Consider the following 12,082-nt stretch of genomic DNA (forward strand, 5'->3'; position numbering starts at 1 on the left):
TCAGACGTATCCAAGATCAAAGGACGCTACTTCCACATGTTGTAACTAATGAAAAATAACAAGATAGTTTTACTTTTTATCCAAAATATGTGAGCAAGGAATTACTTATGCCGGTTGCTTGTCTTGCAGTTTGGGCTCCGTTCATCCTATGTATTGGAAACCCCTCTGGGTCAAACCGATGAGCTTTAGAGATGCACTTCTGCGGGGGGCTCCAGGCCTGGAGCGCAATAATCATAATAAAAATTATACATTGCGGCATAGTATACTGCATCAATTCTCGGTGGACAACCGCGACAACAAGAACAAACGACAGTAGGTTGATCATCACGATCCCAAGCGGAATATACGATGTTTGAGCATTGAAAATCGTTCCGCCCGCAGCGCACTGACAGCCCCAAGCAGGCTTTCACGTGAGGCCCATGACTGCACAATCTGAATTGTTATCTAACATCTACAGGGACAACAGCCTCGAGAAGCCGCTTCTCCAGCTCTTCCCTGTACTGCCGTGTCTCTTCTTCGCTCCAATGCAAATACTGCTCCATAAATGCAATAACCGTCGTCTTGAATTCATGCACCCATGAGATATTAAACAGCAGCGCGCCCGTACGCCGGTTAAAGAAATCGATCGGTTTCACCGTCATTTCCTCTTCAATAGCGTAGACAATCATGGCCAGCACGTCTAAAGGAAGCCCGAAGTCCGAACCGTTCTTTCCATGGATAGAAGCCAGCTCGTACAAACGATCAATATTTGAGCCGTATTTTCGAACAAGCTTCTCCGCTTGCTCCTTGCTGAACCCCCGCTTTATGCCCTCCGCCGTTTTCCGCTCGATAAAGGTTGGGAATTGATCCGGTCCGCCTACATGTCCGCCGGAGATCGGCATGGTTTTGGTCACGCAGGGGGTAAAATGGGTTACTCCTTCCTTCTTGAACAAATCGTTCAAAAGATCGACGACCATTTCCGCCATTTTGCGATAACCGGTGAGCTTGCCTCCCGCAATGGTAATTAATCCGGACTCCGACTGCCAGATTTCATCCTTGCGGGATATTTCCGACGCCGTTTTACCTTCTTCAAAGATAAGCGGGCGAAGTCCCGTCCAACTGGATTCAATATCCTGAATGCCAAGGTTCAATGTGGGAAACATATAATTAACGGCATTAATGATATAGTTGCGGTCTTCTGAAGACATTCTCGGATGAGCGATATCTCCCTCGAAGACAGTATCCGTGGTGCCTACATACGCTTTACCGTCCCGCGGAATAGCGAATACCATCCGCCCGTCCGGCGTATCGAAATAGACGGCTTGCCGCAGCGGAAACCGGGATTGGTCGATCACCAAATGTACTCCTTTGGTCAGCTGCAAATGTTTCTTGGTTTTCGATTGATCCATCTCCCGAAGCGTATCTACCCAAGGCCCGGCGGCATTCACGATTTTGCGGGCAAAGATCTCATACAATGCTCCGTGGATCGTATCCCTGACTTTCACTCCAACAACTTTGCCGTTTTGATAAATAAACTGCTCCACCTTGGCATAGTTTACAGCCTTCGCTCCACGCGCGAACGCTTCTTTCATCACCTCGATGGTGAGGCGGGCGTCATCGGTACGATACTCGACGTAGAGGCCGCTTCCCTTAAGCCCTTCACGCTTGACGAGCGGCTCACGCCGTATCGTTTCCTGAACGCCGAGCATTTTCCGCCGCTCGCTCCGCTTAACTCCCGCCAAAAAATCATAGAGCCTCAGTCCCAGAGAAGTACTGAACTTTCCGAACGTACCGCCTTGATGGAACGGAAGCAGCATCCACTCCGGAGTGGTCACATGAGGGCCATTCTCATACACAACCGCGCGTTCTTTCCCAACTTCGGCGACCATTTTCACCTCAAGCTGCTTCAAATAACGCAGCCCTCCATGGACCAGCTTGGTGGATCGGCTGGAGGTTCCCGCTGCGAAATCCTGCATTTCCACCAGCACCGTGTTCATGCCCCTGGTCGTCGCATCAAGCAGAATACCGGCCCCGGTAATCCCGCCCCCGATGACAAGGACATCGAACGTTTGCTTGGGTAAGGCTTGTAATATTTCTGTCCTTCTGTTACTTGAAAAGGCTTCCCCCATCTTGCATCCCTCCTTCGATGATCACGAGTTAAATGGAAATCAAGTCTTTTATATCGAAGTTAACTGCAATTTCATAATCGGCTTGGCTGTTGTCGTACTTGATTTTTGCCGTTTTAAGCTCCAGATCGTAGTACCAGCCCTCTTCCTTCGCTTTCCACTCGGCGGGATCGAGAAACATCGGAAGCTTTCTGCCCTGGAGCATCACTCGAACCGGAGCAATTTGGTTACATATCAAATCAATGACGATTCGCTTCACTGTGCTGGCGTAAGCTCCGTCTTTCTTGAAAGAAATAACGGTGTTTCCATCCGTTTCGACGTTGATCGTTGTTTTCAGATAGTCGCCGTTCTTGTAATTGTTCGTTACCCCGTCGTCCTCATACAGAACGAAGCTTGCTTTCTCGGACGGCTCGATCAGCAAATGCAGCTCTTCTATACGGTCGTTATGAATGTTCTGCAAATGCGGCGCGAGCGGAATAACAGCTCCGCCGCGGATAAACATCGGAATCGAATCTAAGGAAACCTTAAGCTGGATCGTCTGTCCCCCTGCATAACGCTCTCTTGTATGCCAGTCAACCCATTCGCTGCCTTCCGGCAGATACACCGTTCGCGTTTCCGCCCCTTTTTCCAGAACATTGGCGACCAGTATCGACCTTCCCAGCATGAAATCGAAGCTTTCCTCCCAAGTGGCGGGGTCATGCTGGAATTCATACACCATCGGCCGCATGACCGGAGAGCCCAGGACGGAAGCTTCGTACAGTAAAGAGTAGAAATAAGGGATCAAACGGTAACGAAGCTGAATCGCCTCCCGGATATAAGGAGTATACGAAGGATACATCCACGGCTCGGTAACGGTATTGTCGGTGTTGCAGGAATGGATGGAGAACCTCGGTTGGAAAATCCCGTTCTGTACCCAACGGACAAACAGCTCCGGTTCCGGGGCAGGGCCGAAGAAGCCGCCAATATCGCAGCCCTGGTTCGCTACACCGGACAGTCCCATTCCCAATATAACAGGAATATTGAATTTTAAGCTGTGCCAGCTCGTATTGTTGTCTCCGGCCCAGGTTTGGGCATAGCGCTGAATGCCGGCAAATCCGGCGCGGTTGACAATATAAGGTCTCGTATTCGGCGCAGCTTCGGCGATCGCTTCCTTGGCCGCTTGAGCCATAAGATTGGGAAGAATCGGCCGCAAGGCGCTGATTTCTTTCTTGCCGCCTTCAAACTCGCACAACGCATCCGGATTGTTGATTTCATATTCGTTATTGTCATTCCAGATGGAAGTGACGCCCAAGTTAATAAACGATGCTTTCAGCTGGTCCTTCCATAATTGTCTCCCTTTAGGGTTGGTGAAGTCGACGAAAGAAGCTTGTCCTCCCCAATACCGGTCGGTCTGGGATTTGTCCCCCTTATCGTCTTTTATATAGGCACCCGCCTCGTCAAATTGTTTATATAACGGGTGAGTAAGCAGCATACCCGGCTTTATATTAGGGGCCAATGCCGCTCCCTTGCTTCGCATTTGTTCGATAAAGCTTTGCGGATGAGGGAATCGTTGATTATTCCAGTTAAAGACATACCTTTTCCCGTCTTCGCCAGAGGTGTAGCCTGAAGACATGAAGAATCCGTCGCAGGGAATTCCTTCCGCCTTGCATCTGTCCAGAAAGTTCAAAATCGCTTGATCCGAATCCCGGTCCAGTTCGGTATAGTACATGGTGGAGCCCATATATCCAAGCGAGTATTGCGCCGGCAAAATCGTTTTGCCCGTTAGATCCGTGTAGTGGCGGACGACATCCTTTATTTGCGGACCGTACATGAAGAAGAGATCCAATTCCCCGCCGTCCGCGCAAAAATAACTATACTTGTTCCAGTAGCCGCTGCGTTCGCATCCCATATCAAAAGTGGATTCATGGCTGTTATGATAGAACAAACCCGTTGCAGCCTGCGTCTTTCCGTTAAATTTAATATAGAACGGGATGTGCTTATACAGCGGATCCGTATGTTCCGAATCGTAACCGATCGTATCCACATTATGCATCCGCAGCCTTCTCTTCTTTTTATTCAAATGCCCGCTTTTCTCACCGAAGCCGTAGTAATGGTCTTCATCCGTCAGGTTTGAATAATGGTACAATCGGCCGTGCTTATCTTTCACATAGGGGCGCTCTTTCAAATCCTCATGGAGCACTCGGCCTTCCGCATCCGTAATTTCAATGGCAAAAGGCTCCCGATGTATCATTAGCCGTAATTGATTCGTGCGGAGCAGCAAGCGGGTACCCAAATCTTCATACCGAGCCGGGAGAGCCTCCACTCTCTTGCGATCCTCGACCATCCCATCCATCTTGTCATCCCATGCGGTCATGGTCAGCGTATACGAAGCTTCTTCGGCAAACTGTTCGTCGAACGTGCAGCGGATTCGGATCACATAATCATTCATCAGATAGATGCGATACTTGGCTTCATCGGTCACGAGGTCCAAATAATGATGACCTTCCACGGCCTGCAATAACTTACTGCTTACTCTCATGATTTACCTCCACATTCCTATCCGTTATTTAAAAGCCCTCGTTGCATGAACGGCTTTTTTCCATCCGTCGTACAAGTTACGACGCTTGGCATCGTCCATATTCGGCATGAAGGTTTTATCTCGTTTCCATTGTTTCACGATGTCCGACTGATCGGCCCAATACCCTACGGCCAGTCCGGCCAAATAGGCCGCACCCAAAGCTGTGGTTTCATTAATTACCGGGCGGTCGACAGGCACATTCAGGATATCGCTCTGGAACTGCATCAATAAATTGTTTTTTACCGCTCCGCCGTCCACACGCAGCGAATGCAAAGTAATCCCCGATTCCTCTTCCATCACGGCGAGTACGTCCTTGGTTTGATAAGCGAGAGCTTCCAGGGTTGCGCGTATGAAATGCTCTTTGGTGGTTCCGCGGGTAACCCCGAATACCGCTCCCCTGGCATCGCTGTCCCAATAAGGGGGTCCGAGCCCGACGAGCGCCGGTACCACGTACACCCCTTCGGCAGATTCCACACGTGAAGCAAACGCTTCGCTTTCCTCGGCGCTCTTGATCATCCTAAGCCCGTCGCGCAGCCATTGGATCGCGGAGCCCGCCACAAAGATGCTGCCCTCCAGTGCGTATTCCACCCGGCCGCCTATGCCCCAGGCAATGGTCGTGAGCAGCCCGTGTTTCGAGTACACCGCTTTACTGCCGGTATTCATCAGCATGAAGCATCCGGTTCCATAGGTGTTTTTGGCCGCTCCTTCCTCAAAGCACGCTTGTCCGAATAACGCTGCCTGTTGGTCGCCGGCCGTCCCTGCAATCGCAATCTCCCCGCCAACGATTTCCTTATCCGTTACGCCGTAGATGCAGGAGGAGGGCCTGACCTCGGGAAGCATCGATTCCGGAATGTTTAACCGTTTCAGCAGCTCTGTATCCCACTTCAATTCCCGGATATTAAACATCATCGTACGGGAAGCGTTGGAGTAGTCCGTCACATGAACCTTGCCTCCGGTCAATTTCCAAATCAGCCAAGTATCGACGGTACCGAACAATAATTCTCCCCGCTCCGCACGCGCTCTGGCGCCGGGCACCTCGTCAAGAATCCAGGCTGCTTTAGTCGCCGAGAAATACGCGTCGATCAGGAGGCCGGTTTTCTCATGGACCAGGTCCTGCCATCCCTGGGATTTTAACCGCTCGCAGATTGGAGCGGTTTGCCTGGATTGCCATACTATAGCGTTGTAGATCGGCTTTCCCGTCATTTTGTCCCATACGATCGTCGTTTCACGCTGGTTGGCAATACCGATTGCCGCCACTTGACTCGGTCCGACACCTGCTTTCGACAAGCACAACGAGAGGACCGAGACTACCGATTCCCAAATTTCTTCTGCATCCTGCTCAACCCAACCGGGCTGCGGGTAATACTGGGTGAACTCCTTGTGCACTGCGGAAACGATCCGGCTGTCATGGTTGAACAATATCGCTCTTGAACTGGTGGTTCCTTGATCTAATGACAATATGAAGCGTTCCATCCCCAAACTCCCCTAAAAAATCCCTTCACCGACAGAGACAACCAGCCCCTGTGGTGGAAGGGAATTAGATTTTTGCAATTATTTCATCCCGGATGTCACCATACCGCTGACGAATTGACGCTGGAATATGACGAAAACCACAAGCACCGGAATCATCGTAATGACGGACATGGCAAGCAAGCTGCCCCAATCAACGTTAAATTCTCCTATAAAGTTGGACAAGGCCAATTGAATCGTATATAAGGACGGATCGCTAATTCCGATAAGAGGCCACAAGAAATCGTCCCATCGCCACATGAAGGAGAAAATCGCAAGCACCGCCAAGATCGGCTTGCAGATCGGCAGAATGATTTGCGAATAAATCCGCCATTCCGATGCCCCGTCCATCCGGGCTGCCTCAAGCAGTTCATCCGGTACGGTAAGCAAATACTGCCTGATCAAGAAAACGCCTGTCGGGGTGGCCGCTGGCGGAATGATAAGAGCCAGCAGGCTGTTGAACAATCCGAGGAAGCTGAGCACCTTAAAGATCGGGATCATAATGACCTCAAGAGGGATCATCAAGGTAGACACGAACCCGACGAGCAGCACCGCAGCCCCTCTGAATTTATATTTAGCCAGCGCGAACCCTGCCATCGAGTTGATCAGCAGCAGCAGAATCGTTGAGCTGACCGTGACGATAGCGCTGTTGATGAAGTATCGTCCGAAGTTGCCTTTCTGAAAGGCAGCCGTAAAGTGCTCGAAAGTCATCGGCTCCGGCCAAAATCTCGGGGGAAAGCTGTACAAATCATTGTTCGTCTTGAAGGACGAGATGACAATCCAAAGCACTGGAAACAACCACATGGCAGCCATTACAATAAGAAGAATATACAAGACGGCTTTGGCGGATGCCTTCAATTCCACGCTAATCGGAGCCTCCCTTTGACAGTTTGAACTGCAGAGCGGTAAACAGCGAAATAAGAACAAACAATAACATGGACATTGCGCTGGCCATGCCCAGCTCCTGCTTGGCAAACCCGGTTTCGTATATATATTGCACGATATAAGTCGTATCTTTACCCGGTCCGCCCCCCGTGAGCGCAAACAGTAACGGATACGCCTTAAATGCCTCGATCAGCGTCAGCATCACGACAAGTACGGTCGTAGGCTTGAGCAGCGGAAGCGTAATGCTCCAGAATACCCGAGGCTTGGATGCCCCGTCCAATCTGGCCGCCTCATAATAATCATTCGGTATGGCCTGCAAGCCGGCCATGAAAATGACCATATAAAAGCCAAGACGCGACCAAACCGTTGCGATCACCACCGATACATTCGCGAAAAAAGAATCCGATAAAAAATGGAGCGGTTCCAGGCCGAACATCGTCATAAAGTAATTCAAAACACCGAAATCGCCGAAAATCCACTTCCACGTCAAACCAACAATGATATACGAAATCATCGTAGGCCAATAAAATATGGAGCGAAATAGTCCTTTAAGCCGGATTTGCTGGATCAGCATCATCGCTACGGCGAGGGATAGGCAGTAAATCGACGGTACTACAATGAGTGCATACAGGGCGGTTTTTCCCAGTGCGCTCCAAAACTCGTTGTTCGAAAAGATCTCTTTGTAATTGTCAAAGCCTACAAACTCCATCGGATTCAATCCGTCATATTCGTGGAAAGAATAAACGAATCCGATTACCATGGGAATCACGATAAAAGTGGTAAAAATCAACAAGTTAGGCAGTACAAACAAATAAGGAATCCATTTTTTAGATTGTCCCGGCTTCCTTATTGTCTTTACGGCAGAGGTTTGTACAGACATCAGGCTTACTCCTTTCCCTTCAACCGTACCGATGCATGGATTATTTCTTCTCTTCGCCGATGGCTTTATCAATTAATCCCGCAACTTTATCTAAGCCTGCTTGTCCCGTTATTTTTCCAACAATAATTTCCGAAATCGTCTTCTTCAACTCATTGCTGAATTTGGGCACAATCGTTTGCTTGGACCAATCCTCAGCTGCTGCCGGAACGGTGTTGTTCAGTTCGTTCGAGAAAACTTCCATCATCTCTTTACCGAAAGCATAGTCCAGCTTCGCGTTGTCTTTGCGCGGGCTCAGGAACAATGCCTCTTGGGTATATTTCGCATTTACTTCTTTCGTGGTGATATAGTTAATGAAATCGGTTGCTTCCTTCTCCACGCCGGAATTTTTGAATGCCATCGCGAATTTGCCGCCCGGTACCGAGGAACGCTGTTTGGCTTTCGGCATGTACGTTACGCCCCATTCGAAGTTCGAAATATCTTTATAATTGCTAATCATCCAATTTCCTGCCAAATGTGCGGCGACCGTCCCGCTGCGGAACAAGTTATTCGGGTTTTCCCCGCCAAGCCATACGGATGTTGGAGCAATGCCGTCGGTATGCAGCTTTTTGAAATATTCAACCGCCTGTACACCCGCTTCATTGTTGATTGTGGCTTTTGCTCCATCCGGGCTCATGAGGCTGCCTCCGAATTGGTACAGAATAGTCGACCACCGTTGCGGCGTAAAATCCCACACAAGACCGTATTTAGCCCCGCCTTTTTCCATTACCTGCTTCAAGGCGGCGGAGAACTCATCCCACGTCCAGACATTGTCGGGAGATGACGGCACCTTCACTCCGGCTTTATCAAACAAGGTTTTATTGTAAATCAATCCGTTAGCCGTAACATCCATAGGAGCGGCTACCGCTTTATTATTCACCACATAGAAGGGTTTAAGGGAATCGACGAACTGTCCGGTGTACTTCTCCAATCCGCCGTTGCTCTCACTTAAGTCCACCGCCTGTTTGGCAAATCCGCCAAGCTCCGTCGTACTGATTCGGGCCAATGCCGGAGGCTCTCCGCCTGCGATCATCGTTTTCAATTTCGTCGATAGATCTTTATAAGGGACTTCGATCATATTTACTTTGACATTCGTATTTTTAGCTTCGTAATCTTTGATAATATCTTTCATGATTGCGCCTTCATTTCCATCTGAAAACCAGACAAAGTCCAGCTTTACGTTTTTACCGCCGGCTTCCGCTTCTCCACCCGATTCCTTCTTGGCGCAAGCAGCACTCGTAAGCGTCAACAGAACCATGACCATGCCAATAGATATCACTTTCATTTTCTTATTCATCGCTTCTACCCCTTTTCTTCGTCTGGATAATTGAACCATTTGCTCTCTGCGGCTCAAAGCATTATGCGCCAAAGTCTTTTTTACGGTAATTCTGCGGTGACACTCCGGCGTACTTCTTGAAAGAGCGGCTGAAATGAACCGCCGTGTTGAACCCGAGTTTTTCTGATATTAACCCGACCGGCTCATCGGTCGTTCGAAGCATTTTTTTGGCTTCCTCGATCCTTTTACTGATGATATAGTTGTTAATCGTATATCCCGTAACCTCTTTAAAACAGTGACAAATATAATATTTGTTCAAATGCAGAGCCCCCGACAATTCCTGAAGCGAGAAATTCTCCGTAAAATGCTGATTTACATATTGCAAAATGCGGCGAACATTCTCCTGGCTATGCGATGGCTGTACGGCAGGCGCAATTTCATGCAAACGCTTGGCCTTGCGATAAATTGCAACCAACAATTGAACCAAAAGCGCTTTCAAAATCAGTTCGTATCCGAACGACTCCCGTTCGTTTTCCCGGTGCAGTGCCCGGAAATAAGCTTCTACTTCTTTGCGCTCTTCCAGTGACCAACGAATTAACCTTCCGCTGGGCGATTCAAACAAAGACATTAGCTTTTCAAACATCTCTCCCGACATCTGCTCTTGCAAAAAAGACTCCGTAAAATTTACATAGCTGCGGACATAGGGAACATCTTTCGACGGATTAACCCTATGAATGGTGCTTCCCCGAAATAGAAGCATATCTCCTGGAGATAGATCGTATATATTATCTCCGATAATATAATTCGCATCCCCGCGTATGAAATAATAAACTTCGAGTCCTTCATGGGTATGAACAGGCCAGTTGTACTGCCAGTCATCTGCGTCCGCCCTTACATGCATCCCTAATTTTCGAAGAGCCAGATTCGTGGGCGTATGAATTACCAATTGGGGCCTCCTTTCAACACCAAGCATAACTACAGTGATGTTTTTCACTCAAAATATAACATACTCAAATTGTGCCCACTTAACATATATTGCTCTTAATTTGATATGAATTGTTGAAAACAAACGATACGGTCTTCCAAAAAAAATGTTCAAAAATACCGAAGCCCGGAGTTGTTCATCCACAAACGGAGAATCGATCGTCCTTTATAGCTATTGTATTTATGCACAAAATTCGACATCGATCGACAAATTTCTAACTAGGTCATAATACTATATCATTTTGAAGATGGTTTTTACAAAGTCAATCAGAGTAATCTCGTTTCCTTCCTTATCGGTCCCGATCGGATCGTGCAGGATAACGTCCTTGTGCGTTTTTTTCGGCGACCGAAGATGCATCGGAATTTCGATACTAATGATCGTATATAATCGAAATATTCAGTTTTGCCCGACGCCCCATAGCCGCGATGTGCGCGGAACCAGCGTCCGGGACTAGATCGACCCTTTCGGAAGATTCCCCATCCCCAAACGAATAAGTATCGATGCAGTACGGGCGCCAAGAGGGGCGCCTGTTTTCACATTCTTGGGCTTATAGACGACTTTAAGGGGGCATACATGTGGCGAAACAATTAGAACAAGAAGAAATATATGAGCGTTGGGGAAAAGAACTCGAAGCGGCAAAGAATTTACCATTTGCTAATGCGGACAAATACCGGAATCTTATCTTGATTCTTCAAACATGCGAAATCCTAACCGCAGAGATTAAGGGAAGGAAGCTAAAAAGTACGATCAATTGCAAGTAATTAGCCGCTTTCTAATGGCACACGTTTTCCAGTTAGGGGCAGGTGCGTACCAATTAACGAAGACTGGATTCGGAAGCCCTGCCCTTGTGTTAGGGCGTTCTATTCTTGAAATCGCTAATTGACATGACATATCTATGGTTATGTAAGGACCGTCGAAAGAAACGCATGGGTAGTGACTTTAAAGCCGAATATCCCCATGCGGGCAATAAGGTTCATTGGGCAAAAATATCTTCGTTATTGAAACGTGCTCAAGCCCTTGACGATACCGGGAAACTTCAAAATGGGTTCCCCGATAAGAATATTGAAGGCTTTCCGAAGTTCTCGTTTGAAGAAGAATGCGTCGGCATTTATAAGCACACAAGCGAATACGCCCACGGCGAAAGCGGTTCGATGCAAACGCTAGTCGAAACGAAGGGTAACGTCGGAACAATCATCATCGGTTCAAGTGATATTAACGTTGTCGTCGCGAACGGGTTAGTCGCGAACTATCTTCTTGTCTTCTCGTACATTTTCGCCCATATTAACAACCTTATCGTCCCGATAGGCATTCCCCAACGCCGACTGGTACGCCTTAATGTTCAAGTGATTCGTCGAAACGAAACGTTCAAGCGCTTTTTGTCATGTCCATTTCCTTCATGGCTCGCTCCACGTAATAGTGGAAAATGCGCCATAACCTTGTATCATGCTCGCCTACTTTTCGAGCTACAGCTGCAACAGGCATCTCCGTCATTAATGCCATCACGTGGGCCTCAAACAGCCAACTGAACGATGCATGTTCCCGTGCCCAATTTACTTTGACGGTCGCGATTTTATCGCAATGCCGACAATGAATTCGTGGCAGTCGTGCATGGAGTATGGTCTGATATTGCCAAAAGTCCAAATGACGCCAGGTTCTGTTTTCATTCGCGATATCATGCAGCTGCCTTGCTTGTTGATCCAATTCACGATAACTAACAAACCAAGGCGACTCAATTTCATCCCGGCACCTCGCTTTTCGCCGGTAGATGGAGCATTGTCTCCTCTCCCCTCCGGATTCACGACTTATCCGCAACTCATGGTCGATAACGTTTATCCTCTAGACGCGCCGG

Annotated in this window: 8 protein-coding genes and 1 pseudogene; 1 reads left to right on the top strand and 8 read right to left on the bottom strand. The window is 48.4% G+C overall.

What is annotated here, in order from left to right:
* Positions 1-440 precede the first annotated feature (440 nt).
* The 7 genes from PEH01S_RS07055 to PEH01S_RS07085 all read right to left on the bottom strand — a co-directional run bounded on the left by PEH01S_RS07055 (position 441) and on the right by PEH01S_RS07085 (position 10,194).
* A complete protein-coding gene (locus PEH01S_RS07055) occupies positions 441-2,108 on the bottom strand; it encodes a glycerol-3-phosphate dehydrogenase/oxidase (RefSeq protein WP_127484498.1) in 1,668 nt (555 codons plus the stop codon).
* Positions 2,109-2,136: 28 nt separating this feature from the next.
* Positions 2,137-4,623, bottom strand: a complete 2,487-nt coding sequence (locus tag PEH01S_RS07060; protein ID WP_127484500.1) for a glycoside hydrolase family 31 protein — start codon at positions 4,621-4,623, stop codon at positions 2,137-2,139.
* A 24-nt stretch (positions 4,624-4,647) separates the two neighbouring features.
* On the bottom strand, positions 4,648-6,135 hold the full coding sequence (gene glpK, locus PEH01S_RS07065; RefSeq protein WP_127484502.1) for a glycerol kinase GlpK: 1,488 nt from the start codon (positions 6,133-6,135) through the stop codon (positions 4,648-4,650).
* Positions 6,136-6,213: 78 nt separating this feature from the next.
* Positions 6,214-7,035 carry a carbohydrate ABC transporter permease gene (locus PEH01S_RS07070; RefSeq protein ID WP_025849951.1) on the bottom strand — a complete coding sequence of 274 codons (822 nt, stop codon included), beginning with the start codon at positions 7,033-7,035 and terminating at the stop codon, positions 6,214-6,216.
* A gap of 1 nt (position 7,036) precedes the next feature.
* Positions 7,037-7,936, bottom strand: coding sequence for a carbohydrate ABC transporter permease (locus PEH01S_RS07075; protein ID WP_025849950.1), 900 nt, complete (start codon positions 7,934-7,936; stop codon positions 7,037-7,039).
* 40 nt (positions 7,937-7,976) lie between these two features.
* Complete coding sequence (locus tag PEH01S_RS07080; protein WP_127484504.1) at positions 7,977-9,269, bottom strand: ABC transporter substrate-binding protein; 1,293 nt, start codon at positions 9,267-9,269, stop codon at positions 7,977-7,979.
* Positions 9,270-9,330: 61 nt separating this feature from the next.
* Positions 9,331-10,194, bottom strand: a complete 864-nt coding sequence (locus PEH01S_RS07085) for an AraC family transcriptional regulator (RefSeq protein ID WP_127484506.1) — start codon at positions 10,192-10,194, stop codon at positions 9,331-9,333.
* Positions 10,195-10,808: 614 nt separating this feature from the next.
* Here PEH01S_RS07085 and PEH01S_RS07090 point away from each other — a divergent pair.
* Positions 10,809-10,994 (top strand): hypothetical protein, encoded by a 186-nt coding sequence (locus PEH01S_RS07090; RefSeq protein ID WP_127484508.1) that lies wholly within the window; start codon positions 10,809-10,811, stop codon positions 10,992-10,994.
* 616 nt (positions 10,995-11,610) lie between these two features.
* Here the strand turns inward: PEH01S_RS07090 and PEH01S_RS07095 are convergent.
* A pseudogene (locus tag PEH01S_RS07095) lies at positions 11,611-11,967 on the bottom strand (helix-turn-helix domain-containing protein); the annotation flags it as partial.
* Between the last annotated feature and the right edge of the window lie 115 nt (positions 11,968-12,082).

Source organism: Paenibacillus ehimensis NBRC 15659, from assembly GCF_004000785.1.
Classification (GTDB): Bacteria; Bacillota; Bacilli; order Paenibacillales; family NBRC-103111; genus Paenibacillus_G; species Paenibacillus_G ehimensis.

Excerpts from the sequence above, each read along its gene's own strand:
- PEH01S_RS07055 (WP_127484498.1), bottom strand. The coding sequence starts at position 2,108 with ATGGGGGAAGCCTTTTCAAGTAACAGAAGGACAGAAATATTACAAGCC.
- glpK (WP_127484502.1), bottom strand. The coding sequence starts at position 6,135 with ATGGAACGCTTCATATTGTCATTAGATCAAGGAACCACCAGTTCAAGA.
- PEH01S_RS07060 (WP_127484500.1), bottom strand. The coding sequence starts at position 4,623 with ATGAGAGTAAGCAGTAAGTTATTGCAGGCCGTGGAAGGTCATCATTAT.
- PEH01S_RS07075 (WP_025849950.1), bottom strand. The coding sequence starts at position 7,936 with ATGTCTGTACAAACCTCTGCCGTAAAGACAATAAGGAAGCCGGGACAA.
- PEH01S_RS07080 (WP_127484504.1), bottom strand. The coding sequence starts at position 9,269 with ATGAATAAGAAAATGAAAGTGATATCTATTGGCATGGTCATGGTTCTG.